Here is a 25,257-nt window from a genome sequence, read left to right as displayed (position 1 = left end):
GTGTCGATCGCGTCCCCCGCTCACCCAGACGTCGCACCGGCGATACCCGCACGCGCCTCCCGCTGGCGGGCGGACCTGCTGGTCACCGGCATAGCGCTGGTCCTGGCGGTCTGGGTGACCAGCGGCCTGTGGATCGACCCGAACGGCCGCGCGATCAAGGTCAACTCCAGCGACCAGGCCCTGTTCGAGTGGTTGCTCTCCTACGGCGCACGGGCGATCACGCACGGGGAGAACCCGTTCTTCACCCACCTGATCGGCTTCCCGGACGGCGCCAACCTGGCCGTCAACACCTCGATCACGGTGTACGCGGTGCTGTTCGCGCCGCTGACGTTCCTGGTCGGCGCCCCGGCGACCTTCCTGGTGATCCTGACCCTCAACCTCGTCGCCACCGCGTACGCCTGGTTCTGGCTGCTCTCCCGGCACCTGGTCAGCGCGAAGCTCGCGGCGGCGACCGGCGCGCTGTTCATCGCCTTCGCGCCGAGCATGGTCTCCCACGCCAACGCCCACCTGAACTGGACCGCCGGCTGGCTCGTGCCGATCGTGGTCTGGCGGGTGCTCCGGCTGCGCGACGGACGCTGGCTGCGCGACGGCGCGATCCTCGGCGTGCTGGTCGCGGTCGCGTTCTCGATCGCCGCCGAGGGGCTCTTCTTCATCGCCCTGGCCTGCCTGGTCTTCCTCGGCGTCTGGTCACTGTCGAAGGCGACCCGGGCGGAGGCGCGCGCCGCGCTGCCGGGCGTGCTGCGCGGCCTCGGCGTCACCGCGGTCGTCGGGTTCGCGCTGCTCGCGTACCCCATCTGGATGCATTTCCTGGGTCCGCAGCGGTTCCACGGCACCGGCTTCGACGCCCGCGTGCACAGCGAGGACATCGCCGGGTACTTCGCGTTCCCGCAGCGCTCGCTGGCCGGCATCGCGGGCCTGGACACCCGCCTGGCGCCCAACGAGACCGAGGAGAACTCGTTCTTCGGCCTGCCGCTGGTGCTGCTGACGATCGCCGCGTTCTGGTACCTCTGGCGGGTCGCCGCGCCGGGCCGCCGCGCCACGCTGCGCGCGCTCGGGGTGACCGCGCTGGTCTTCGCCGTGCTGTCCTGGGGACCGGCGGTGAAGATCTTCAAGAACTACACCGACTTTCCGCTGCCGTACGCGCTGCTGAACCCGCTCCCCGTCTTCAACGCCGCGTTGCCGCAACGACTGGCGCTGGTGGTCACCCCGATCGTCGGGCTGCTGCTCGCCCTGCTGGTCGACGCCCGGCCGCGCGGCCGGGTCTGGCTGGCCGCCTTCGCGGTGGCGCTGGTGCCGATCCTGCCGGTCAACCTGCTGACGGTCGCCCGCGAGCCGATCCCGACCTTCATCACGTCGGGCAACTGGACGTCGGTCGTGCCTGCGGGCGGGGTCATGGCCACAGTGCCGTTCACGCTCGACACCGTTCCGGACGGGCAACGCTGGCAGGCGTACGCGTGGACGCACGGTCAGGGCGAGTTCTCGCTCGCGTCCGGCTTCTATCTCGGCCCGGGCGGCCCGGACGGGCGGGGCCGGATCGGGCCGGTGCCGCGGTACACCGACGGGATGCTCTACGAGGTGGCCCAGAGCGGGGTGGTCCCGCCGATCGGGCCGGCCGAGCAGGCCCAGGCGCGGGCGGACGTGGCCTACTGGCGGGTCGACGCGCTGGTGCTGGCCGACCGGATCCACGGCTCGAAGTGGCCGGTCCAGCACGACGCGCTGCTCACCGCGACCCGGGCGCTGTTCGGCCCCGGCGAGCGGGTGGACGACGTCTGGGTCTGGCGGATGTCACCTCACCAGAGGTAGCTGATCGCGAAAGCGGCGCCGACCAGCGCGAACATCGCCAATGCGGCGGCCCGGAAGCGGCGCTGGAGGGCCGGTAGCTCGGCCGGCAGGGCGAACACCCGGCGCGGCCAGCCGCGCCAGGAGACCCACCAGAACACTGCGGTGGCGGCGGCGAGCAATCCCGCCTTGGCGGCCGCCGTGGCGCTGGGCTGTCTCGCCGTCAGCGCGATGCCCGTGACCCAGAGCACAGTGATCATGGCGACCACCGGGCGGCGGTTGCCGTGGGCCAGGGTGCGTTGGGCGTCCTCGTGGTCCTGCGCGATCGCGCGCAGCTTGGGCTGCACCACGAACAGGCTGTAGGCCATCGAGCCGAGCCAGAGCGCGGCGACCCCCGCATGGATCAGCACCAGCGCCCGGGTCACCATGACGCGAATCATGTCAGGGGGTCGCGCCGCCGGGCGAGGGCTACGCTTTGGGGCGTGACCAGCGTGCTTCCCAAGCTTCAGGCCCGCCGTCTCGGCACGATCGACTACCAGGTCGCCTGGGACGAACAGCGCCGCCTCCACGACGAGGTGGCCGACGGTGTCACTCCCGACACCGTGCTGCTCCTGGACCACCCGTTCGTGTACACCGCCGGCAAGCGCACCGAGCCCTGGGACCGGCCGACCGACGGCAGCCCGGTGATCGACGTCGACCGCGGCGGCAAGATCACCTGGCACGGGCCGGGTCAGTTGGTCGGCTACCCGATCCTGCGCCTGCCCGCCCCGATCGACGTGGTCGCCTACGTCCGGCGCACCGAGCAGTTGCTCATCGACACCTGCGCCGAGCTGGGCCTGACCACCACCCGCATCGAGGGCCGCAGCGGCGTCTGGGTGGCCGAGGACGACCGAGGGCCGGCCCGCAAGGTCGCCGCCATCGGCATCCGGGTCTCCCGGGGCGTCACCCAGCACGGGTTCTCCATCAACGCCGACTGCGACCTCGCGGCGTACGACCACATCGTGGCCTGTGGCATCCGCGACGCCACGACGACGTCCCTGACCGCCGAGCTCGGCCGACAGGTGACGGTCGACGACGTGCTGCCGATCGTCGAGCGGCGCCTGCCGACGCTCCTGGGCTAAGGCGCGGCGCCTGCCGACGCTCCTCGGCTGAGGAGCGCCGGCACGCCCGGTTCTCTTACGGCGTGAGGCGGTGCAGGTCGCGCGGGAACACGGCGACCTCGCGCACGTTGGTCGCGCCGAGTAGGCGGGCCACGAAGCGCTCCAGGCCGATGGCGAAACCGCCGTGCGGCGGCATGCCGTGCCGGAACGCCTCGACGTAGGTCTCGACGCCGGTCAGGTCGCCCTTCAACGCGGCGACGTAGTCGGCGTGCTCGTGCAGCCGCTGCCCGCCGGTGACCATCTCCAGGCCCCGGAACAGCAGGTCGAACGAGTTCGAGTGGGTCGGGCGGCCCGGCTCGGGATGCGTGTAGAACGGCCTCTTGCGCATCGGGTAGCCGGTCACGTAGAGGAAGTCCGAGCCGTGCTCGCGGAGCGCCCACTCACCCAACGCCCGCTCGTGCGCGGGGGCCAGGTCGGGCTCGTCGTCCGGCGCCCCGGCGATCTCCAGCGCGGTCGTGAAGTGGACGACCGGGATCTCGGCGGGCACGACCGGCATCTTGACGCCCGGCAGCCGGTTGGAGACCGCGTCGGTCATGCCGGCCACGACGTCGCGCAGCACCGCCATCACGTCGCGGTGGTCGTCGATGAAGCCCAGCTCGACGTCCAGCGACGTGTACTGGGCCAGGTGCCGGGCGGTGTCGTGCGGCTCGGCGCGGAACACCGGGCCGACCTCGTAGACCTGCTCGAAGACCCCGACCATGAGCTGCTTGTAGAACTGCGGGCTCTGGGCGAGGAAGGCCTGGCTGCCGAAATAGTCGATGCCGAAGACGTTGGCGCCGCTCTCGGTGGCCGAGGCGACGATCTTCGGCGTGAAGATCTCGGTGAAGCCGCGTTCGTCCAGGGTCGCGCGGAACCCCTCGGCGGCGGCCGCGGCGGCCGTGACCGCGCGGCGGCGGGTCGCGTGCCGCAGGGCCACCGACGCGTGGTCGAGCTGCGTGGGCAGGTTCGCCGTGAGCAGCGGCCGGTAGAGGTCGAACGGGGGCGGTGCGGCGGCGGCGCTCAACGCGCGTACCACCGGCTGGGTGAGCTCCACGCCCAGAGGGGCGGCGCTGTTGATGGTCACGAGGCCGGTGACCTCGACGACCGTCTCCTCGGTCAGCCGCTCGAGCTGTTCGCGCACCTTGGGGTCAGTTATGACGATCTGGACCAGGCCGGCCCGGTCGCGCATGATCAGGAAGGCGACCGCCTTCAGCACGCGGCGGCGATGGACCCAGCCGGCGACGGTGACGGTGCGGCCCGCGTAGGCGGGTAGCTGGCTGGACAGGATGCGTTGCATGGTGGACCTCCTCGTCAATCGCAACGCGATCCCCGGGAGGTGTGGGCGAGCGGGTTCCTCGCGGTGCCACCACACCTTCGCCCCCGCGTTTCGGCGCTGGGGCCTCATTTGTCGTGCTCGGCTCGGGAGTGTCTTCGCGACCGGGCGCCGGGCCACCGTCACAGCTGCTGGTGGCTCTCTCTGCCGGCGTGGTCGATCGCTACTTGGTTCCGTCTGCGCCGTTGCGGCCGAGATTACCGGATGGCGCCAACCGTTTAGCACCGTGACCGCCGTCACAGGTCTGTTGCACATGTGTTCCGTGTCGCCCCGTATGCAGGAAGGATGAACACCGGGATACGCTCGGATTCGTGACGATCGCTCCAGAAGGCCGCCGGCTCCTGCGCATCGAGGCGCGGAACGCCGAGACGCCTATTGAGCGCAAGCCACCGTGGATCAAGGTCAAGGCCAAGATGGGCCCCGAGTTCACCTCGCTCCACGGTCTGGTTCAGCGCGAAGGCTTGCACACCGTGTGCCAGGAGGCTGGCTGTCCCAACATCTACGAGTGTTGGGAAGACCGCGAGGCCACCTTCCTGATCGGTGGCGACCAGTGCACCCGGCGCTGCGACTTCTGCCAGATCGACACGGGCAAGCCGGCCGAGTTCGACGCCGACGAGCCCCGCCGGGTCGCCGAGTCGGTCGCCACGATGGGCCTGCGCTACGCGACGGTCACCGGCGTGGCCCGCGACGACCTGCCCGACGGCGGCGCCTGGCTCTACGCGGAGACGGTCCGCCAGATCCACGCCCTCCAGGAGGGCTGCGGCGTCGAACTGCTCATCCCGGACTTCAACGGCACGCCGTCGCTGCTGACTCAGGTCTTCGAGTCGCGCCCGGAAGTGCTGGCCCACAACGTCGAGACCGTGCCGCGGATCTTCAAGCGGATCCGGCCGGGCTTCCGCTACGAGCGGTCGCTGGACGTCATCACCCAGGCGCGTGAGTTCGGGCTCGTGACCAAGTCCAACCTGATCCTGGGCATGGGCGAGGAGCGCTCCGAGGTCTCCCAGGCGCTGCGCGACCTGCACGAGGCCGGGACCGAGCTGGTGACGATCACGCAGTACCTGCGCCCGTCGCCGCGGCACCACCCGGTCGAGCGCTGGGTCAAGCCGGAGGAGTTCGTCGAGCTGGCGCAGGAGGCCGAGCAGATCGGCTTCGCCGGCGTGATGAGCGGCCCGCTGGTGCGGTCCAGCTACCGCGCGGGTCGGCTCTACAAGCAGGCTCTCGCCGCGCGTACGCCGGCCGTCTAACCGCTCAGCTTCGCCCGCTCCTCGGCGTCCGTACGCAGCTCGACCAACTGGTCGGGGGTGGCGGCCCGCGTCGCGCGCCGGTACCACCGGTTCGCCCGGCGCTGGTCGCCGCGCCGCTCCGCCAGGATGCCGAGGCCGTTCATCGCGAGCGGGTCACCGGCGTCGGCGCCCTGCCGGTACCAGCGTTCGGCCTCGGTGAACTCGTCGGCCTTCTCGTGCAACCGGCCCAGGTTGTAGCCGGCGAAGGGGTTGCCGGCGTCGGCGGAACGTTCGTACCAGAGCCGGGCGCTGGCCAGGTCGCCGTCCTCCTGGTCGTGCAGCCCGAGGTTGAACATCGCGTTGGGATGACCGGCCTCCGCGGCGGTGTGCAGCCAGCGCCGGGCTTCCACGCGTTCCCCTCGGCTCCTGAGCAGGATGGCCAGGCTGTTCATCCCCCCGGCGCCACCGGCCTCGGCTGAGCGCCGGTACCACCGCTCGGCTTCCACCGGCTCCCGCTCGCGCAGCGACCAGCCCACGACGTGCATCGCGTCCGGGTGGCCGGCTTCGGCGGCCGGGCGGCACCAGCGCTCGGCCGATTCCTCGTCGACGCGGTGCTGGGTCAGGTCGGCGAGGTAGTAGAACGACGCCGGGTCGCCGGCCTCGATGCCCCGCAGCCACCACCGTTCGGCCTCCGCCCGGTCGCCGCGCTCCCAGCGGACGGCGCCCAGGCCGCCCATCGCGGCGGCGTTCCCGGCCTCGGCGCCCTGCCGGTACCAGCGCTCGGCCGTCTTCGTCTCGCCGCGCTCGTGGCAGTAGTCGCCCAACCGGCTCATCGCGTCGGTGTCGCCGGCCTCGGCCGCCTTCTGAAACCAGCGCTCGGCATCCGGCCGCTCACCCTGGCGGTCGTAGAAGGCGGCGAGGTTGAACAACGCGGTCGGGTCCGCCGACTCGGCCGCACGCCGGAACAGCCGCTCGGCCTCGTCGCGTTCGCCGCGCTCCTGGAGCAGGTTGCCGAGCTCGCACATCCCCCAGATGTCGCCGCCGTCCGCGGCCCGCTGGAACCACGGCTCGGCCGGCTCCCCGCGACCGTGCACGAGGTAGCCGACCTGGAGCATGGCGCCGGCGTCGCCCGCCCGGGCCGCCCGCCGGTACCAGACCTCGGCCGCGGCCGGGTTGTCCCGCCGGGCCATGGCGGTACCGATGTTGACCATGGCGGCGGCGTTGCCGCTGCGGGCGGCCCGGCGGAACCACTGCTCGGCCTCGGCGCTCGTGGGGTCGTCCCGGCCGATCAGCGCGCCCAGGTTGACCATCGCGTCGGGGTCGCCCTCGTCGGCCGCTCTTCGGTACCATCGCGCGGCCTCGGCGAGGTCGCCGCGCCGATCGAGGGCCAGGCCGAGGTTGACCATTCCGATCACGTCGCCGGCCTCGGCCCCGGCCCTGAACCAGCGCTCGGCACCGACCGCGTCGCCGCGGTCGTCGAGCAGGTTCCCCAGGCGGACCATGGCCTCGCCGTCGCCGGCCTCGGCACTGCGCCGGAACCACCGCATGGCCTCGTCCGGTTGGCCCCGGTCCAGCAGTGCGCGGCCGAGACGCTTCATGGATTCGGCCTGGCCCTCCAGCGCGCCGCGGCGGTACCACCGTTCGGCCTCGGCCGGCTCGCCCCGCTGCTCCAGCGCACCTCCCAGCCAGACGATCGAGTCCTCGTCGCCGGCCTCCGCGGCGAGCCGATGCCACCGCTCGGCCTCGGCCAGGTCGCCGTGCTCCTCGTGCAGCTCGCCGAGGTGGTACATGGCGACGCTGTCTCCGGCGTCCGCCGCCCGCCGGAGCCACCTCCTCGCCTTGCCGACCTCGCCGGACGCTCGCAGGAGGCGGCCCAGCACCACCATCACGTCGGTGTCGCCGGCGTCGGCGCCCTGGCGGCTCCAGCGCAGCGCGCCGGCCCGGTCACCCCGCCGTTCGAGCAGCATGCCGAGCTCGGCCATCGCGCTGGTGTCGCCCGCCTCCGCGGCCCGTTCCAGCCAGCGTGTGGCCGCCGCTGGGTCCTCGCGCGCCGCTTCGCGCCCGAGGGCGACCATGGCCTCGACGTCACCGGCCTCGGCCCGCGCCGGCAGTTGACTGTCCGCAGTGGACGCCGTGCCGGCGCGGCGGTCGCCCGGCCAGGCCAGCGCGCCGACGAACCCGCCGAGGACGAGCAGCCCACCGAGCGCGCCGAGCCAGTCCGGGCCCAGATCACGCAGGTCACGGAAGACGTAGAAGACCACGACAGCGAGGCCGATGGCGGCCACCCACCACATCAGCCTTCGTGGACGCATGGCCATATGGTCATTCATCCCGTCCAGCCGGGACGAGCCACCGTCCGGCTCGATTTGCCGGCCCGCTCGTGCCGTGACCGCGACCCGTCGCGGACCTGGCAGCGCAGCGCAGCGGAGCGGTCCCCGACGGGAGCGACGGCCGCGCCCACGACGAACCCGGGATCTCCCTAGATTCCGGGCTGTTTCCCATCGTCGTGCGCCTGGGTGGCCATGAGCTCGAGCGCGCGCGGAGTGCCGGTCTCGGCGATCAGCTTCAACAGCCGGCTGCGGACGTCGTGGGCGGGCTCGCGGCGGAACTCGTCGATCAGTCGGTCGACGTGCTCGGCGGCGAGGCCGCGCAGCCGTTGGAAGCCGTCCTCGGCCAACTGCGGGTCACGTCGTCGCATCAGAAGCAGGGCCCGCGTGAACTCGTCCGCCATCGTCGCAGGTTAGTCCCCCGCGTGCCGCGCGCGCGAGAGTCAGAATCCGCCGGAGTCACCCCGGGAGGCGCGGAGGCTGCCGAGGTTGACCTGAGCGTGGTGGTTCCCGGCGGCGGCGGCGCGCTGGTACCACTCCTCCGCCGCGGTCAGGTCGCGGCGTTCCTCGGCCAGGACACCGAGGTTGAACATGCCGGCGGCGTTGCCGGCGTCGGCGGCGAGGCCGAACCACCGCCGGGCCTCGTCCGCGTCGCCGCCGGTCCCGGCCAGGATGCCCAGGTTGACCAACGCGTCGGTCTCACCGGCGTCGGCGGCGCGGTGCAACCACTGCTCGGCGCCGGCCCGGTCGTCACGGTCCGCCAGCAGCCCGGCCAGATTGATCATCGCGTCGGTGTCCGCCGTCTCGGCCGACCGCCGGTACCAGCGCTCCGCCTCGGCCAGCTCGCCGCGCATCGTCAGCAGGACACCGAGGTTGACCATCGCGCCGGAATGCCCGGCGTCGGCGGCACGCTGGTACCACTCCTCGGCCTCCGCCAGGTCCCACCGGTCCTGCAGGATCTGCCCGACGGCGGCCATCGCGTCAGTGTCGCCGCCCTCGGCGGCCCGTCGCAGCCACCGCTCCGCACCCGCCATGGTCCCCATCCTCGCTCACGCGTGCAGGAGCAGCTCGGCGAACTCCCGTACCCGGGCGGTCGTGATGCCCTCGCGCTGCTCGACGGCCAACGGGTGGTCGGTGGGTTCGAGCCGCAGGATCGGGCGCTCACCGACCGGCTGGGTGACCACGTGGGCCTTGAGCCAGAGCGTCGAGCGCTCGTAGCCCGGCAGGTCCGTCGACAACCACCCGAAGTAGTGCGGCTCCTCTTCACGGCCGGGCGTGGTCCACAGCTCGCTCATACGCCGGAAGTTCGGCTCGCTCAGCGTGGTCCACACGCCCCAGTCGAAGGTGGTGTCCGCGTCTACGACCGGGATCAGGATGCGGGCGCGCACGAAGAAGTGCTCGCCGCGAATGACGCACCGCTCGCCGTCGAGCTCGCTGTTGTCGTCGGCGGCGAACTGGTCGCTCCAGACGGCGGGCGCGTCCGAACCGTAGGAGAACGGCGGCCCCTCATGCTCCGCGGCACAGGAACGACAGCGAAAACTCGTCTCGATCACTGCGGCACAGTACAGCGCGGCTCAGCGCTTCGACAGCCTGCTCATCCCTTGGCGCACATCGTCGGGAGTCATGGCCGGAGCGAAGTCAATCTTGGCTTTCAGACCGACGAACAGAGGCTCGGCGACGTCCATCATCTGGGCGGGCTCGTTGAGCTCGAAGAACACGTACGCGGTCCGCATGCCGTCGCGGGTGGTGTAGTAGACCGCCTCCGGGTTGACCCGCTCCATCATGGAGTCCATGACCGTGGCCAGACTCCCGTCGGCGATGGCGCGGTTGGCGGCCTCGGTCTCCATCTGCATCGTCATGACCATGCGCATCGCGGTTCCCCCTTGTGTCCGGCCACCAATCCCAGGCCGTTAAACAGTTTCCCGCGTACGCCGCCGTCGGTGTGGTGGTTTGCCTGGTTTGACGGGTTCTTGGTGCCGGTCAGCCGCGCGATCCGGCCCGGCCACCCTCGCTGTCGGTCCGTTGCTCCACGCGGTGGGTCGTCGCCGTGTCGTCGGATGGTTCCAGCTGTGCGGCTGCGAGCGGGTCCGTGCTGCTCGCCGGGGGTCGGGTCAGGACGCCGAGGTAGTGGTTGATCTTGTCGACCGCTTTGCGGGCAAGCGACCAGCGGTCACCCCCGGCAAGTGCGGCAAGGATCGACGGGAAACCGACGCCGACCACGAACGGCAGGGACGGGGTCTGGCCGATCGGCGAGACGACGAGGAACAGACACAGCGAGCCCACGACGGCGATGACGGCTGCTTGCGCCGCTCCGCGGACCGTCCAGGGACGACTTGGCAGGTGAGCGAACCCCAGCAGAATCAGGCCCGCAGCGACGCCGACAAGGGCGTCGGTCCCCGACCAACGACCTTCGTTGTTGTCCAGAGTGAAGAAGACGGCGATGATGGCGCCCAAGATCGCAGCTTGGTCCGCCCGCGCGATGCCCATGCGCGTCAGGATCGCACCTCACCGCCACCGCGCCGGCCGTGAGCGCATGCCCTGCGCCTAGGCCGCGCGATCGGCGTCGACGCCGCCGGGTCATCGGGATTGCCGCCAAGGGCTACGGTTCGCGGCGTGACTTCGGTGTTGGACGACCCCGACGAGATCGCCGCCGTATTCCGGGGGACTGTATTGGACGGGCTTTCGATCGAGGAGGGCCTCGGCGACACCTGGGTAGTCACCGGCGTCGACAAAAGCCAGCTACTTCCCGCCTGGCGGGCGGCACGGGCGGCGACGGCACAGACCGGCCGATGGCCCGTCCTCGCCATGGTCGACGGGCAGTGGCTGGACCCCGAACGCGAGCAGATCGAGGCGCTTCAGCGTGCGGCCCGGACGGTGGATCCGTGGACGGTCTATCAATGGTGGGGGGCTGACGCACACTCCCATATCGAGCCCGATCAGCTGCACCTGCGGCTGCCCGATTTCCTGGGGCAGGACGCCGCGGAGCAGGCCCGGCGGGATCTCAGCCCACCCACGACACCGGTCGCGGTCCAGCGGTGGATCTGGGAGCGGCTGTTGGCCGACCCAACGGCCCTTGAGCAGGCTTGGCCGCAAACTGCGCCGTATGTCGGCACCCGGTGCTGGTTCACGCCCCTCGAAGGGGCCGATGTAGTGCTGCTGCCGACGCCGGTGCAGTGGCTTGCCCCGGCATGGTTCGACTACTGGGGTGCGATCTCGCTGGGCAATCGTGGTGGTGACCCCGGCCGGGACGGGCTCGCTGCGGCGATCCGTCAATGGGAGCAGCAGTGGGGCGCCGAACTGGTGGCGTCCTGGGGGACGATGCTGCAGTTCGTCGTCAGCAGGCAGCCCGCCCTGGGCGAACAGGCGTGGCAGCTCGCTCTCCAGCACCTGGCGGTCGGCGGCAGTCTCGAAACACCAGCCTGGAAGCTGGCTCTTGCGTTGACTCGCAGCGACGCCTGGTTCCTGCACGACCGCCCCTGACCCGGCGCCCGGGATCGATGAGTTCGGCCAGCCGGTCCGGGTGCCGCTGATCTGCCGAGGGCTGGACAGCTAACACGATCTCGCCGACCAACCCCGCGCATCTGATGGCGTCGACGCCGGACAGAGTGCGGCGAGCCATCGACCGCGCCTTGTCCGGCTTGGTCGATGGCTCGCCAGATGTTCCCGTGCTGTTCCCGGGGGGTGTCGAAGATGCTTAGCCCCAGGTCAGCGGTTTACCAACTCAGACGTCGTAGTACATGGCGAACTCGTGCGGGGTCGGACGCAGGCGGACCGGGTCGACCTCGTTCGCGCGCTTGTAGTCCACCCACGTCGAGATCAGGTCCGGCGTGAAGACGCCGCCCTCGAGCAGGTAGTCGTGGTCTGCCTCGAGCGAGTCGAGGACCTCGGGCAGGGAGCCCGGGACCTGCTTGACGGAGTTGTACTCCTCCGGCGGCAGGTCGTAGAGGTCCTTGTCGATCGGCTCCGGCGGCTCGATCTTGCTCTTGATGCCGTCGAGGCCGGCCATCAGCATCGCCGAGAAGGCCAGGTAGACGTTGGCCGACGGGTCCGGCACGCGGAACTCGACGCGCTTGGCCTTGGCGTTGCTGCCCGTCACCGGGATGCGGGTGCAGGCCGAGCGGTTGCGCTGCGAGTAGACCAGGTTGACCGGGGCCTCGAAGCCGGGCACCAGGCGACGGTACGAGTTGACCGTCGGGTTGGTGAACGCCAGCAGCGACGGGGCGTGGTGCAGCAGGCCACCGATGTACCAGCGGGCCATGTCGGACAGGCCGGCGTAGCCGGTCTCGTCGTAGAACAGCGGCTCGCCGTTGAGCCAGAGGCTCTGGTGGGTGTGCATGCCGGAGCCGTTGTCACCGAACAGCGGCTTGGGCATGAACGTCGCGGTCTTGCCGGCGGCCCAGGCGGTGTTCTTGACGATGTACTTGAAAAGCTGGAGCTGGTCGCCCGCGTGCAGCAGCGTCGAGAACTTGTAGTTGATCTCGGCCTGGCCGGCGGTGCCGACCTCGTGGTGCGAGCGCTCCACGGTAAAGCCACTGTCGACCAGGTTGCGCACGATCGAGTCGCGCAGGTCGGCGTAGTGGTCCACCGGCGGCACCGGGAAGTAGCCACCCTTGTACGGCGTCTTGTAACCGCGGTTGCCGCCCGGCTCCTCGCGGCCCGTGTTCCAGGCGCCCTCGACCGAGTCGATGTAGTAGAAGGCCTGGTGGGCGCTGGTCTCGTGGCGGATCGAGTCGAAGATGTAGAACTCGGCCTCGGGACCGAAGTAGGCGGTGTCGGCGATGCCGCTCGCCGCCAGGTAGGCCTCGGCCTTCTTGGCCACGTTCCGCGGGTCACGCGAGTAGGCCTCGCGGGTGAACGGGTCGTGGATGAAGAAGTTGAGGGCCAGCGTCTTCTGCGCCCGGAACGGGTCGATGAACGCGGAAGCCACGTCCGGCAGCAGCAGCATGTCGGACTCGTGGATCTGCTGGAAACCACGGATCGACGAACCGTCGAACGCGAGGCCGGTGGTGAAGATGTCGTCGTCGACGGACTCGACCGGGGCGTTGAAGTGCTGCATCACGCCGGGCAGGTCACAGAACCGGACGTCGACGAACTTCACGTCCTCGTCTTTGAGGTATCGCAGGAGTTCCTCGGGATTGGCGAACAACACGTCCTCCTGGCACGTCGCTTACTTGGCTTGCGGCTTTGTCTCTTCGGCAAGGCTGGCAGCGACGCTATGGCGAGGCCGTTGCCCGAGCGTGTCGCAAAAGTTTCTGCCGTGTTACGTCACCCGCGAGCCGCCAGGAATGCGCGTTGACCGGCGATGGAACCGATCAAAACCGAACATATACCCGCGGGTGCGTACGACCTGTGGACTCGCCGACCAAGTGACGCCGCCCATGCTCGTTCCGTGGTCCCCGGATATGCGGAACCCCGCGCTCCGTGGTGTGAACGGCGGAGGCGCGGGGTTCCATCGGACAGGTCAGCGACCGCGGGTCTGGCGGAAGGCGCCCTTCGACGGGCGCATGTTCTTGGGGATCGCGCCCTTCGGCATCTGCGGCCGGGCAGCGGCCAGGGCCGTGAGGCGCTTGTCGAGGGAGTTGACGTCCTTGCCGGTCAGGGCGCGCGGGAGCTTGGTCAAGGTCATCCGGAGCTTGCGGATCGGGACCTCGTCCTCGCCGTTGCCGATCACGTAGTCGTGCAGCGGCGCGTTGCCGATGACCTTGGCGAGGCGGCGCTTCTCCTGACCGAGCATGCCGCGTACGCGCTGGGGGTTGCCCTCCCCGAGGAGGATGACGCCGGGCTTGCCGACGACCAGGTGGATCATGTCCATCGCGGTCGTGGAGCTCACCGCCGGGCGGACCCGCCAGTCACCGCGCATGTTCTCGATGATCGACGCGGCGGCACCGGGCTGCCCCTCGGCCGCGTTCATCATGGCGCGGTTGGAGCGCAGGTTGAGCACGATGAGCAGCGCGAGCAGGGCGATCAGGATGCCCAGCGGGATGAAGATGAGGCCCCAGCCGAGCACCACCGCGAGGGCAGCGAGCAGCAGCGGGATGAGCACCGCTCCGGCCGCCAACGGGATGAACATCTTGTCCTGTTTAGCGGTGAACGAGAAAACCATCCCGATCTGCTTAAGGCGTCCGCCGAACGACACCTTCTCTTCTGCCCTGGCCATGCGACGCAGTCTAATGGCCGGATGCCGTCGTCTGTCCGCCGGCAATCATGTCCGGCCCGAGCAGACCAAGGCGGTGGGCGACTGCTGCCGCTTCGATCCGATTCGTGACCTCCAACTTGGCGATGATGCGTGAAACGTGCACGCTGACCGTTTTCGGCGACAGATAGAGCTCCGCACCGATTCGGCTGTTGCTGTGCCCGACCGCGACCAGGCGGAGCACGTCACGCTCGCGGGCGGTCAGCACGTCCGGCCCGGCCCGCACCGCCCCGCGCAACCCGACCCGCCGGGCGAGTCGGGCGACCTCGTCGCGCAGCGGACGGGCGTCGAGATCGGCGGCGATGGCGCCGGCCTCCTCGAGCGCCTCGCGGGCCGTGGTGCGGTCGCCCGCGGCCGCCGCCGCCTCGGCCTGGCCGACCAGCGCCCGGGCCAACGCGTAGGGCTGGCCGTCGGTGCGCCACGCCTCGACCGCGGCGACCCACCGCTCGATGACACCTGCGGTCGGCGCCGAGCCTCCGGCCGGCGGCTCGTGGCCGGCCGACGCGTGACCGGCCGACGCGTGACCGAGCGACGCGTGACCGGCCGACGCGTGACCGGCCGACGCGTGACCGGCCGACGCGTGACCGGGCGACGCATGGCCGGCATGTGCCGCCGTGTCGTCGCCCAGGCACGCGGCGATCTCGGCCGCGTAGGCGCGTTCGGCCGGATACTGGCACTCGACCCGCCCGACCAGACCCTTGACCGCGGCGCCGAGGTCCCGGTCGGCGGCCGCGACAGCGGCCCGCGCCGCGGCCGCCAGCAGCGGCCAGGCGTAGCGCGGATTGACGAGCAGGTCAGCGACGCCGGCCGGGACCTCGGCCCCCGTGTCCAGGTCCCGCCCGCCGCCGACCAGGTGGTTGGCTCCCGCAGCCCCGCGCGCGACGCCAGCGCCGCCTGATGGCTCGGGAGCCGCGATGCGGCCGACGTGCGATTCGCCGCCCCGTGGTGCGGGAGCCGCGAACCCGGCGATGCCCCCACCGAAGCTGCCGAGCGCGCCGCGCGCGGCCTCCGCCGCGCCGGTCGCGTCGCCGGCCGCCAGTGCGGCCTCGATCTTGAGTGTGAGCAGCGGCAGCCGGTGCTGGGGGCTCACGTAGGGCCGCGCCAGGAAGGCCAGTGAGCGCCCCACCAGCTCGGTCGCCGAGGCGTCTCCGCGGGCCAGGCGTAGACCCGCGCGTAGCTGGAGCCAGTGCAGGCCCAGGTGGCCCGGTGGGTCGAAGCGGGCGGACTCGGCGCAGATCGCGTCGGCCTCGTCCCAGCGGCCCAGGGCCATCAGCGCCTCGGCGTGGTTGGAGCGGACGAACGCGCCGCTGGAGCGGTCGACGCCGACCTTGCCGGCGTCTTTGGTGCCCAGGGCCGCGGACTCGGCCGAGCCCGCGTAGTCGCCGACCTCGAAGAGCGCGTCGGAGATGCTGATGCGGGCGTGCACCAGGCCCTCCACGTCGCCGAGGGACTTGGCTCTGGCCTCGGCCTGGCGTAGGTCCGGCAGGCCGACCTCGGCGGACACCATGCGGTTGCAGGCGCGCTGCATCGTGAGCGTCGCGTGGACCGCCGCGCCGTCGTGGCCGAGCGACTCGGCGGCGGCGCGGGCCAGCGCGGCGATCCGCGCTCCTTCGTCGCGGTCGGCGCGGCTGATCTGGTAGGCGATGTCGGCCAGCAGCATCGCCCGGGCCGCGTCGTCGGGTGCGGTCTCGGCGAGGGTGACGGCCTCCTGGAGCTGGGCGACGCCGTCGCTCTTGCCCAGCGAGGCCAGCAGCTTGCCGCGCCGGGTGAGCAGCCGGGCTGCCCGCAGTGGCTCGGCGGACTCGTCGATGGCGTGCAGCGCGGCCCGGTTGAGGCTCAGCGCCCGCTTGAAGTCGCCGGCCGTGTAGGTGGCGACCAGCGTCTCCTCGAGCAGCGTCAGGTGGTTGAGGCCGAGCCGGTCGGCCGCGTCCGGGACCTGCTCCCACAGCTCGAGCACCCGCTCCAGCAGCCGGGCCTGCTCGGCGTGTGCGTAGCGCTCGCCGGCCGCGACCGCCGCCGCGTGCGAGGTGACCAGGGCGCGTGGGGTGTCGTGGGCCGCGTACCAGTGGTGGGCGACCTCGGCCGGCGCGCGCCCGGCGGCGACCAGCGCCGGGTCGGCCTCGATGGCGGCGGCGTAGCGGGCGTGCAGGCGCGCGTGCTCGCCCGGCAGCAGGTCGTCGTGGACGGCCTCGCGGACCAGCGCGTGGCGGAACTCGTAGCCGCCCTCGGCGTCGGCGACCAGGAGCTGTGCGGTGACCGCCGTCCGCAGCGCGGCATCCAGCGCGGCCTCCGGCATGGCCGCCACGGTGCTGAGCAGCTCGTGACCGATGCGGTTGCCGCCGGCCGCGGCGATCCGCAGGACCGGCTGGGCCGACTCGGGCAGTCGGTCGACCCGGGCGAGCAGCAGGTCGCGCAGGCTCTCGGGGATGTCGGCGCAGGCGGCCGGGTCGCCCGAGGCGGCCAGCTCCTCGACGAAGAACGGGTTGCCCTGGGCGCGCTGGTGCACCTTGTCGATCGCTCGCTGACCCGGCTCGGCGCCGTAGACGCTGGCCAGGATCTCGGCCGTGCCGTCGCGGTCGAGGCGGCCGACGTCGAGGCGCTCGACGCCGCGCGCCCGGTCGAGCTCGGCGACGAAGCCGCGCAGCGGGTGGCCGCGGTGCAGCTCGTCGGTGCGGTAGGTGCAGACCAGCAGGACCCGCGCGGTGCGGGCGGCGCGGACCAGGAAGTCGATCAGGTCTCGGGTGGACCGGTCGGCCCAGTGCAGGTCTTCGAGGACCACCACCAGCGGCTGGTCGACGGCCAGCCGGGCGAGCAGCGTCGAGACCCGGTCGAAGAGCACGCCACGGTCGGGCTCTGGCGAGACGGCGCCCAGCTCCGGCAGGAGGCGGGCGAACTCGGCCTCGTGGCCGTCGAGGACCGCGACGCCCTCTGCGCGCACCAGCTCGCGCACGATGCCCGCGAACGGTGCGTAGGGCAGGCCCTCCTCACCGAGCTCGAGGCACTGCCCGGTGAGGAAACGCGCGCCGGCCGCGTGCTTGGCGAACTCTTCGAGCAGCCGGGTCTTGCCGACCCCGGCCTCGCCACCGACGAGCACCATCGCCGGCTCGTCGGTGCGGACCCGCTTGAGTGCCTCGCGCAGCGCCGCGATCTCGGCGTCACGGCCGACGAACGCGGTGCTGCGGGTGCGAGTGGTCACGGCATCGAGGATGCCATGTGGGTACGACATGTCGCCGCCGAGATTTCCCGCGCTCAAGCCGGCCGGCGCCGCTTCGTGGACGCCCGCCTGCGCAGGGCGCGGATCAGCCGGCCGGCGCGGGCGTCCTCGGTCAACGCGTCGACGCGGGCGCGGTGCAGCTCCAGGGTCAGGTACGGGTCGTTGATCATCGCGAGCTCCTCGGAACGGGCCGTCGGTGGTGTCGACGTTGACCATCCGCGCGCAGGTAGCCCCGCCACACCCGGCACCAGCCCTAATCCCGCCCTCCTTACCTCCCCGTCCGACCCCGCCTGAGGAAGGTAAGGTACTCAGTCGTCAACGCATCGTTGACCAACGCACGAAAGCACGAGACCATCAACGCCGTGGAGCCCGACGTCGAACGCGACCTGCACACGCTGCTGACCGCCGCCAGGAGCGACGACCCCGACCCGGCGCTCGACGCGCTCACCCTGCTGCGCGGCGTCCGTGAGCGACTGGACGCCACCGAACGCGCGCTGATCGAGTCGGCCCGCGCCGGCGGGGCGAGTTGGGCTACCGTCGCCACCGCCCTGGGCCTGGCCAGCCGTCAGGCAGCCGAGCAGCGCTACCTGAGGCTCACCGGCGACCAGAACCGCGACGTGGCGCCGAGCCGAATCACCAGACAGCGTCAGCGATCCGTTGACACCAGTCACGGCCCAGCCATCGCCACCCTCCGCGCCGCCACCCGCGCCCTCCTCCGCAGAGTCGAGGCCGACGATGCCTGGACGAGCCGATTCACCCGAGCCGCCCTCGCCAAAGACACCCTCAGAATGGCCGCCGAAGCACCGCCAGGCGCCCTGTTCGCCCTGGCCAGCAGCGTGATCGACGACCTGCGACAAGCCACCGAAACCGCGTTACCGCTACCGATCACCAAGGCGGCCGACGACCTGAGGAAAGCCCTGACCTAAAGCCGACCAGACTCAACCAACGGTTGACACGCCACCCCACCTAACCCCAGGATCTGAGTCGCAACGGCTCAAGGTCCTGGGGAGGACACGTGCGACCGACTCTCGGCGCGCGCTTCGCGGTGCTGCGACTGCGCGACTTCCGCATCTTCGTCGGCGGTTACGTCACGTCGATGATCGGCACGCAGATGGCGAGCGTGGCCCTCGCGTTCGCCGTCCTCCACAGCGGCGGCTCCCCCGCCACCCTCAGCTACGTACTCGCCGCCAGGATCGTCCCGATGGTCGCCATCCTGCCGTTCGCCGGCGTCCTCGGCGACCGCTTCCCGCGCCGCCTGGTGATGCTCTGGGCCGACATCCTGCGCGCCGTCTCCCAGGCCGCGATCGCGGTGCTGTTCTTCGCCGGCATCCCGGACCTCAGCCTGCTCCTTATCCTCGCCGCGCTCGGCGGTCTCGGCGAGGCGGTCTTCCGCCCGTCCTTCGACGGCCTGGTGCCGCAACTCGTGCCCGCCGACCGCCGCCACGAGGCCAACACGTTCATCGGCCTGGTCCAGTCGACCGCCAACGTCGCCGGCCCCGCCGTCGCCGCGGCACTGGTCGTCGTCACCTCACCCGCGACGGTGCTGCTGGTCGACGCGATCACCTACGTACCCAGCATCCTGGCCCTGCTCGTGCTGAAAGTTCCGGACCCGGACCGGGTCGACCGCCCGTCGATGCTGCGGGACCTGCGCACGGGCTGGCGGCTGTTCGCGTCCCTGCCGTGGCTGTGGACGATCACCCTCCAGTTCACCCTGTTCAACCTGCTGCTCTGGGCGCCGTACCTGGTGCTCGGCCCGGTCTCCGCGGACCGCTGGTACGGCGGCGCCGGCGCCTGGGGTGCGATCACCGCGACGTACGGCGCGGGCGCGATCCTCGGTGGCTTCGTCGTGCTCGGCTGGAAACCCACCCGCCCACTGCTGGTCGCCACGGCCGCCACCATCCTCTGGGCGGCACCGTCCGCGGCCCTGGCCGCCCGCGCCCCGCTCCTGGTGGTCTGCGGCGGCGCACTGCTGGCCGGCATCGTCAGCGCCATCTTCGGCGCCCTCTGGATGACCGCGATCCACCAGCGCGTACCCGAAGAGGCGATGTCCCGGGTCAACTCCTATGTGGTCTTCGGCTCGTTCTCCGTCGGCCCGATCGGCCTGGCCCTGGCCGGTCCCGTCGCCACCGCCACCAGCATCCCCGCCGTCCTCGCGACAGGCGTCATGTGGCAGGTGCTCTCCGGGCTCGCGTTGCTGACGCTTCCCGCCATCCGCAACCTCAGGGATAGCAAGGCGACCGCCGATGTCGCAACGGCAAGAGCGTGAAGAGCCGAGCGGTCCCGGGTCCGTCGGGGGCGCGACCGTCGCTCCCGCCGGGGACCGCTCCGCTGCGCTGCGCTGGCAGGTCCGCGGCGGGTCGCCGGACAAACCACGGACGGAACGACATCACGCGCCACCGCGTCTACTTGTCATGGCCTTGCGCAGAATCGTCGCTGTCGCCGTCGTCGCGCTGCTCGCCGCCGGCGGGTGCGGGAAGGCCCTCGGCGGGCGGGTCGTCTACCAGGGCGACTATCCCCGCTACCAGAGCGTCGCCGAGCTCCTGGAGAGGGCCACCCTCGTCGTCGAGGCGACCACGGCCAACCCGAGGTTCGACAAGCTCTATCCCACCGACGGCGAGAAGACGGAGGAGACGGCCGTCGTCATCACCGTCTACGACGCCACCGTGACGAAGGTCCACAAGGGATCGGCGCGTGTCGGCCAGGTGGTCCAGGTGAAGCAGATGGGCGGCGAGATCGACGGCGTGGTCTACGAGCAACCGGAGCAGGTGCCGTTCCGGGACGGCACCCCATATCTGCTGTTCCTGGAGACCTATCCGGACGCGGCGGCGTCGCTGCTGAACCCCGACCAGGCTCAGTACGAGGTCGACCCGGCCGGGGGCTACAAACCCCTCGGCGACAACACCCTCACCGTCACCGCCGCGGACCTCACACCGTAGCCGCCAGCTCCCGGACCACCGACACGAACAGCTCGATGTCGCGCGACGTCGTGCGCCAGTTGACGATCGCCGGTCGGAGGGCCACCTTGCCCTCGTACACCGTCGTGCCCGCGAACACCCGCCCGTCGTCCAGCAGCGCCTCGCCCACCCGCCGGTTGAGGTCGTCGAGCGCCGACTCCGGCACCCCGGGCGGACGCACCCGGAAGCAGACGATGCACAGCGGCACATCGGCCAAGCGCTCCAGGTCCGGTGCCGCGTCGACCAGCCCGGCCAGCTCCTGCGCCAGGTCCAGGTGCCGCTCCACCATCGCCCGGTAGCCGGACCGCCCGTACGCCGCGAGCGTCGCCCAGATCGGCACCGACCGCGCCCGCCGCGACGACTCCGGCCCGAGCAGGCCGTAGCCGCCACGCGGCGAGTCCGCGCCCGGCAGGTACGGGGCGCCCGGCATCCCGAACGCCGCACCGAGCCGGACCGGCTCGCGCAGGAAGGCGAACCCGCTCTCGTACGGCACGTTGAGCCACTTGTGCCCGTCGCAGGCGATCGAGTCGACCTGAGAGAGCCCCTCGACCAGGTGCGCCGTCCGCGGCGACAGCGCGGCGAACAGCCCGAACGCCCCGTCGACGTGCAGCCACGCGTCATGGCGCGCCACCACCGAGGCCAGCTCGGCCAGCGGGTCGAAGTCGCCCGCGTTGACCTCACCCGCGTTGGCGATCACCACCGCCGGGCCGGACGACGCCAGCGCCCGGTCCAACGAGGACAGATCGATCCGCCCCGCGCCGTGCACCGACACCGACTCCCGCCCGTGGCCGAGCATCTGGAGCGCCTTGCGCGCGCTGGCGTGCACGTAGCCGCCGGAGAACACCGGCATCCTGGGCAGCCCGTGCAGGCCGGCCGCGGCCACGTCCACGCCGTGCCGGGAGGCCCACCAGTGCGTCGCCGCGCCCAGGGCCGTGAAGTTCGCGAACGTCGCGCTGGCCACGAGCGCACCGCCGAACGACGGCGGCAGCCCGAACAGCGACCGCAACCAGTCCAGCGCGGTGGTCTCCACCGACGTCGCGAACTCCGACGCGGCCCGCGAGAAGGCGTTCTGGTCGAGCAGCGACACGGTCCAGTCGGCGGCCAGCGCGGCGGGCGTCACGCCGCCGGTGACGAAGTGGAAGAACCTGGGCCCGGCCGAATGGGTCGCCGACTCCATGCCCACGGACAGCAGTTGCGAGGCGACCAAGGCCGCCCCCGCGCCGTCGGCGGGCAGCGAGCCGCCGAGCTCCTTGACCCGCTCGGAACCCGCGTAGACGGGCCGATCCGCCAACGAGGACAGATAGGGCCCGGCCGCCGAGAACACCGCGTGCAGTGCGGCGTCCGTACCGTCGTCGTGCAGAGGATCCATTAGCCCTCCAAAACGTGCTCCAGAGCCGTCCGCGCCCGGCGCGCGGTCCGGAGATAGTCGTCGAGGAACTCGCCCGCGTCGTCGCGTCCGAGCAACCGCACCACGGCGGCCAGCTCCACGCCGTGCCGGGGTAGCTGGTCGCCCGGCCGGCCACGGACCAGGGTCAGCGCGTCGCGTGCCCGGGCCGCCTGCAGCCAACCGGCGGCCAGCACGGCGGCGTCCGCGGCGGAGAGCAGCCCGGCCTCGTCGGCGGCCGCGATCGCGTCGACGGTGCGGGTGGTACGCAACGACGCGTGCGCGCCCGCGTGCCGGAGCTGGAGCACCTGCGCGGCCCACTCGACGTCGGCGAGCCCGCCCCGGCCGAGCTTCACGTGCGTGGCCGGGTCGGCACCGCGCGGCAGCCGCTCGTTCTCCACCCGGGCCTTGATGCGCCGGATCTCCACGTGCTGTTCCCGGGTCAGCCCAGCGGCCGGGTACCGCACGCGGTCGGCCATCGCGACGAACCGCGCGCCCAACGCGACGTCGCCGGCCACCGGTCGCGCCCGCAGCAGCGCCTGCGCCTCCCACACCTTCGACCAGCGGGAGTAGTACTGCGCGTACGCGGCCAGGCTGCGCACCAACGGACCCTGCCGGCCCTCGGGGCGCAGGTCGGCGTCGACGCCCAGCGGCGGGTCGGGGGCCGCCATGCCGAGCAGGCGGCGCAGTTCCTCGGCGACGGCGTGCGCGGCCGCCGACGCGGCGCCGTCGGGCACACCGGGCGGCGGGTCGTAGACGAACAGCACGTCGGCGTCCGAGGCGAAGTTGAGCTCGAAGCCGCCCAGCCGGCCCATCCCGATCACGGCGAAGGTCAGCCCCGCCGGCAGCGGATAGACCCGGGCCGCCGCCCGCAGCGCCGCGCCCAGTGTCGCCTCGGCCACATCGGACAGTGCGGTGCCGACGCCGCGGATGTCGAGCACCGGTGTCGGTGCGAGCGAACCGTGGCTGAGCGCGTCGGCGCAGGCGATCCGGAACAGCTCGCGGCGGCGCAGTCCGCGTACCGCGCGGATCGCCGCGACCGGGTCCTCGTGCCGGTCCGCAGCGGCGCCGAACCCGTCGCGGAGCACGTCGCCGGGGCGGGGCGCGAGCTCCGCGTCCTCGGCCAGCAGCCGCAGCGCCTCCGGGTCGCGGGCGAGCAGGTCGGCGGCGTACCGGGACAGGCCGAGCACCCGGGCCAGCCGCGTGGCGACCGGGCCCTCGTCCCGCAGCAGGCGCAGGTACCAGGGCGTCGAGCCGAGGGTGTCGGAGACCTGGCGGTAGCTGAGCAGGCCGCGGTCCGGCTCGGCGGCGTCGGCGAACTCCTGGAGCAGCACCGGCAGCAGCGTGCGCTGGATCGCGGCGGTGCGGCTGACGCCACCGGTGAGCGCCTCCAGGTGCCGCAACGCACCGGTCGGGTCGGCGAAGCCGAGCACCTCGAGCTGGCGCCGGGCGGCCTCCGGGGTCAGCCGCAGCGACTCGGCCGGCACCCGGGCGACGGCCTCCAGCAGCGGCCGGTAGAGCAGCTTGACGTGCAACCGGCGCACCTCGCTGGCGTGCGCCACCCAGTCGGCCTTGAACGACTCGACCGCGTCGCGCCCGGGCTCGGCGGTGTAGCCCATGGCGGCGGCCAGCCAGCGCAGCCCGGCCGGGTCGGCCGGGACGGTGTGGGTGCGGCGCAGCGCCTGGAGCTGGAGCCGGTGCTCGACGGTGCGCAGGAACCGGTAGCCCCGCAGCAGCGTCTCGCCGTCGGCCCGCCCCACGTAGCCACCGCCGACCAACGCGCGCAGCGCCGGCATCGTCCCGGTGACCCGCAGCGTCTCGTCGGCCCGGCCGTGCACGAGTTGGAGGAGCTGGACGGCGAACTCGATGTCACGCAGCCCGCCCGGCCCGCGCTTGATCTCCCGCTCCAGCTCGCGGGCCGGCACGTTGTCGACGATCCGCCGCCGCATCGCCCGCACGTCGTCGACCGCCTCCGGCCGCTCGGCGGCGTGCCACACGAGCGGCGCCAGCGTGTCGATCCACTCCTGGGCCAGCGCGGTGTCGCCGGCCGCCGGGCGGGCCTTGAGCAGGGCCTGGAACTCCCAGGTGCGGGCCCAGCGCTGGTAGTAGGCCTGGTGGCTGGCCAGCGTGCGGACCAGCGGGCCACGGCTGCCCTCGGGGCGCAGCGCGGCGTCGACCGGCCACGCGACCAGGCCGCAGATCTCGATCAGCCGGGTCGCGATGCCGGTGGCGGCGGGCAGGTCGTCGTCGGTGGCCGCGACGAAGATGACGTCCACGTCGGACACGTAGTTGAGCTCGTTGCCGCCGCACTTGCCGAGGGCCACCACGCCGAGTCGGGGGTCGCTGCCGACCTCGGCCGCCGCGATCGCGTACGCCGCCCGCAGGGTCCCGTCGGCCAGTGCCGAGAGCGCCGCCATCGTCTGCTCGAGCCCGCGCCCACCCGTCAGGTCCGCGGAGGCGATCTTCAACAGCGCCAGCCGGTACGCCAGTCGCAGCGCGGCCACCGCGTTCGGACCCTCCACCGGAGAGAGCTCGCCGGAGGCGTCGGGTGCCTGGCCGTTCTGGTCGCGCAGCGCCGTCCACTGCCCCGGGTTGGCCACCAGGTGGTCGCCGAGTGCCGACGACGCACCCAGCACCGCGACGAGCCGGCGCCGCACGCCGTTGTCGACGAGCAGGGCGTCCAGCAGTTCCTGGCGCCCGCCGGTGCGGTCGAGGGCCTCGACCAGCCGGTGCAACTGCCGCAGCGCCAGGTCGGGGTCGGCGGCGCGGGACAGCGCCGCGATCAAGCTGGCCGCTTGTTCGCCGGCGGGTTCCTGGGTCGTCGGGTCCCAGAGCCCCAGGCCGCCAGGCCCGAGGACGTCGGCGGCCCGCTCTCCGAAGCCGAACCGGGCCAGCCGGTTCGTGCGCTCACTCGCCGGCCGGGCCACGGCTCACCGCCCGAGCAGCGGGAGCGTCGTCCGGGGCAGGTCCAGCTCGCCTTCCGCGAGCGCGGCGAACCGGATGGCGAACGGCTGCCACACGTCTTCGATGTCGGGCAGCACCGACGCGCAGGCGCCGACCACCGCCTCCTCGGACAGCCCGAGCTCCGCGAGCTCGGTCGAGCCGGCCGCCCAGGACGCGATCATGTCGGCGTCGCACTCGATGTGGAACTGCAGGCCCCAGGCCCGCTCCCCCAGCCGGAACGCCTGGTTCGGGTAGTACGTCGAGGCGGCCAGCAGCACCGCGCCCCGGGGCAGCTCGGTGATCTCGTCCTGGTGCCACTGCAACACGTCGGGCGCGATCGGCACCCAGCGGAACAGCGGGTCGTGGTCGGCGGCGTCCCGCTTGGCCACCAGCGCCGGGCCGATCTCGGGGCCGGACGCGCTGCGCTCGACGGCGCCGGCGTGCGCGGTGGCCAGCAACTGCGCGCCCAGGCAGAGGCCCAGCGTCGGCAGGTTGGTGCGGACCGCCTTGCGCAGCAGGCCCTCGACCTTCGGCAGCCACCAACCGTCCCAGACCCCGTCGGGGTCGGGGTAGGCGTTCTGCTCGCCGCCGAGCACCACGAACGCGTCGTAGCCGCTCAGGTCTTCGGGTAGTTGGTCGTCGTCGTACGGGCGGAGCACGTGCTGCTCCAGGCCGCCCTCGGTAAACCAGTCGCCGAGCCGGCCCAGGCCGTCGGTCGGGTCGTTCTCGATCACGAGTGCGGTAGCCACGGGTTCGACCTTATCGGGA

At 72.1% G+C, this 25,257-nt stretch carries 22 protein-coding genes; 7 read left to right on the top strand and 15 right to left on the bottom strand.

The features are described from left to right. Window positions 1-6: 6 nt before the first annotated feature. Complete coding sequence (locus tag BLV39_RS12135; protein ID WP_090791433.1) at window positions 7-1,803, top strand: DUF6311 domain-containing protein; 1,797 nt, start codon at window positions 7-9, stop codon at window positions 1,801-1,803. On the opposite strand, the gene BLV39_RS12130 is transcribed toward BLV39_RS12135, so the two are convergent. Then, window positions 1,791-2,207: a hypothetical protein gene (locus BLV39_RS12130; protein ID WP_090790261.1), complete on the bottom strand. Its 417-nt coding sequence runs from the start codon at window positions 2,205-2,207 to the stop codon at window positions 1,791-1,793. The two genes, BLV39_RS12135 and BLV39_RS12130, sit on opposite strands and share 13 nt — an antisense overlap. 54 nt (window positions 2,208-2,261) lie before the next feature. On the opposite strand from BLV39_RS12130, the gene lipB reads away from it, so the two are divergent. Then, entirely contained in the window at window positions 2,262-2,900 is a 639-nt protein-coding gene (gene lipB, locus BLV39_RS12125) for a lipoyl(octanoyl) transferase LipB (protein ID WP_239083928.1), read from the top strand. 55 nt (window positions 2,901-2,955) lie between these two features. Here the strand turns inward: lipB and aspS are convergent, their stop codons facing one another. After that, entirely contained in the window at window positions 2,956-4,215 is a 1,260-nt protein-coding gene (gene aspS / locus BLV39_RS12120) for an aspartate--tRNA(Asn) ligase (protein ID WP_090790257.1), read from the bottom strand. A gap of 347 nt (window positions 4,216-4,562) precedes the next feature. Here aspS and lipA point away from each other — a divergent pair, with 347 nt between their 5' ends. Beyond that, entirely contained in the window at window positions 4,563-5,495 is a 933-nt protein-coding gene (gene lipA, locus BLV39_RS12115) for a lipoyl synthase (RefSeq protein WP_090790256.1), read from the top strand. Here lipA and BLV39_RS12110 read toward each other — a convergent pair. The 6 genes from BLV39_RS12110 to BLV39_RS12085 all read right to left on the bottom strand — a co-directional run bounded on the left by BLV39_RS12110 (window position 5,492) and on the right by BLV39_RS12085 (window position 10,288). Further along, a complete protein-coding gene (locus tag BLV39_RS12110) occupies window positions 5,492-7,786 on the bottom strand; it encodes a tetratricopeptide repeat protein (RefSeq protein WP_176984870.1) in 2,295 nt (764 codons plus the stop codon). The genes lipA and BLV39_RS12110 overlap by 4 nt on opposite strands. A gap of 167 nt (window positions 7,787-7,953) precedes the next feature. Then, window positions 7,954-8,205: a hypothetical protein gene (locus BLV39_RS12105; RefSeq protein WP_090790252.1), complete on the bottom strand. Its 252-nt coding sequence runs from the start codon at window positions 8,203-8,205 to the stop codon at window positions 7,954-7,956. A 39-nt stretch (window positions 8,206-8,244) separates the two neighbouring features. Beyond that, window positions 8,245-8,835 carry a tetratricopeptide repeat protein gene (locus BLV39_RS12100; protein WP_176984869.1) on the bottom strand — a complete coding sequence of 197 codons (591 nt, stop codon included), beginning with the start codon at window positions 8,833-8,835 and terminating at the stop codon, window positions 8,245-8,247. 15 nt (window positions 8,836-8,850) lie between these two features. Then, window positions 8,851-9,354 (bottom strand): DUF2199 domain-containing protein, encoded by a 504-nt coding sequence (locus BLV39_RS12095; RefSeq protein WP_239083929.1) that lies wholly within the window; start codon window positions 9,352-9,354, stop codon window positions 8,851-8,853. A gap of 21 nt (window positions 9,355-9,375) precedes the next feature. Then, window positions 9,376-9,672, bottom strand: coding sequence for a hypothetical protein (locus BLV39_RS12090; protein ID WP_090790248.1), 297 nt, complete (start codon window positions 9,670-9,672; stop codon window positions 9,376-9,378). A gap of 109 nt (window positions 9,673-9,781) precedes the next feature. Beyond that, entirely contained in the window at window positions 9,782-10,288 is a 507-nt protein-coding gene (locus BLV39_RS12085) for a hypothetical protein (RefSeq protein ID WP_090790246.1), read from the bottom strand. A 126-nt stretch (window positions 10,289-10,414) separates the two neighbouring features. On the opposite strand from BLV39_RS12085, the gene BLV39_RS12080 reads away from it, so the two are divergent. After that, the gene (locus BLV39_RS12080) at window positions 10,415-11,281 is read left to right on the top strand and encodes a DUF4253 domain-containing protein (protein ID WP_090790244.1); all 867 of its coding nucleotides are present in this window, start codon (window positions 10,415-10,417) and stop codon (window positions 11,279-11,281) included. Window positions 11,282-11,522: 241 nt separating this feature from the next. Here the strand turns inward: BLV39_RS12080 and glnA are convergent, their stop codons facing one another. From glnA to BLV39_RS44760, 4 genes are all read right to left on the bottom strand, one after another. Further along, window positions 11,523-12,947 carry a type I glutamate--ammonia ligase gene (gene glnA / locus BLV39_RS12075; protein ID WP_090791430.1) on the bottom strand — a complete coding sequence of 475 codons (1,425 nt, stop codon included), beginning with the start codon at window positions 12,945-12,947 and terminating at the stop codon, window positions 11,523-11,525. 315 nt (window positions 12,948-13,262) lie between these two features. Next, complete coding sequence (locus tag BLV39_RS12070; RefSeq protein ID WP_090790242.1) at window positions 13,263-13,958, bottom strand: DUF4191 domain-containing protein; 696 nt, start codon at window positions 13,956-13,958, stop codon at window positions 13,263-13,265. 10 nt (window positions 13,959-13,968) lie between these two features. After that, window positions 13,969-17,202, bottom strand: coding sequence for a helix-turn-helix transcriptional regulator (locus tag BLV39_RS12065; protein WP_090791428.1), 3,234 nt, complete (start codon window positions 17,200-17,202; stop codon window positions 13,969-13,971). A gap of 41 nt (window positions 17,203-17,243) precedes the next feature. Further along, entirely contained in the window at window positions 17,244-17,378 is a 135-nt protein-coding gene (locus BLV39_RS44760; RefSeq protein ID WP_275414304.1) for a hypothetical protein, read from the bottom strand. A gap of 192 nt (window positions 17,379-17,570) precedes the next feature. Between BLV39_RS44760 and BLV39_RS12060 the strand changes: the two genes are divergently transcribed. From BLV39_RS12060 to BLV39_RS12050, 3 genes are all read left to right on the top strand, one after another. Next, entirely contained in the window at window positions 17,571-18,134 is a 564-nt protein-coding gene (locus BLV39_RS12060) for a hypothetical protein (protein ID WP_143049737.1), read from the top strand. An 89-nt stretch (window positions 18,135-18,223) separates the two neighbouring features. Further along, window positions 18,224-19,474 carry an MFS transporter gene (locus BLV39_RS12055; protein WP_090790238.1) on the top strand — a complete coding sequence of 417 codons (1,251 nt, stop codon included), beginning with the start codon at window positions 18,224-18,226 and terminating at the stop codon, window positions 19,472-19,474. A 145-nt stretch (window positions 19,475-19,619) separates the two neighbouring features. Then, window positions 19,620-20,144 carry a hypothetical protein gene (locus BLV39_RS12050; RefSeq protein WP_090790236.1) on the top strand — a complete coding sequence of 175 codons (525 nt, stop codon included), beginning with the start codon at window positions 19,620-19,622 and terminating at the stop codon, window positions 20,142-20,144. Here the strand turns inward: BLV39_RS12050 and BLV39_RS12045 are convergent. Genes BLV39_RS12045 through BLV39_RS12035 form a run of 3 tightly spaced genes read right to left on the bottom strand, consistent with a single transcriptional unit; the run spans window position 20,134 to window position 25,238 of the window. Continuing rightward, complete coding sequence (locus BLV39_RS12045) at window positions 20,134-21,531, bottom strand: pyridoxal phosphate-dependent decarboxylase family protein (protein ID WP_090790234.1); 1,398 nt, start codon at window positions 21,529-21,531, stop codon at window positions 20,134-20,136. The two genes, BLV39_RS12050 and BLV39_RS12045, sit on opposite strands and share 11 nt — an antisense overlap. Continuing rightward, on the bottom strand, window positions 21,531-24,473 hold the full coding sequence (locus BLV39_RS12040; protein WP_090790232.1) for a bifunctional [glutamine synthetase] adenylyltransferase/[glutamine synthetase]-adenylyl-L-tyrosine phosphorylase: 2,943 nt from the start codon (window positions 24,471-24,473) through the stop codon (window positions 21,531-21,533). The genes BLV39_RS12045 and BLV39_RS12040 overlap by 1 nt, the downstream gene beginning before the upstream one ends. 3 nt (window positions 24,474-24,476) lie before the next feature. Further along, window positions 24,477-25,238, bottom strand: coding sequence for a type 1 glutamine amidotransferase (locus BLV39_RS12035; RefSeq protein ID WP_090790230.1), 762 nt, complete (start codon window positions 25,236-25,238; stop codon window positions 24,477-24,479). Window positions 25,239-25,257 lie beyond the last annotated feature (19 nt).

The sequence above is a fragment of the Asanoa ishikariensis genome (assembly GCF_900107455.1).
Classification (GTDB): domain Bacteria; phylum Actinomycetota; class Actinomycetes; order Mycobacteriales; family Micromonosporaceae; genus Asanoa; species Asanoa ishikariensis.
The sequence above is the reverse complement of the archived record's forward strand: the minus strand, read 5'-3'. Positions and strand labels throughout refer to the sequence as shown.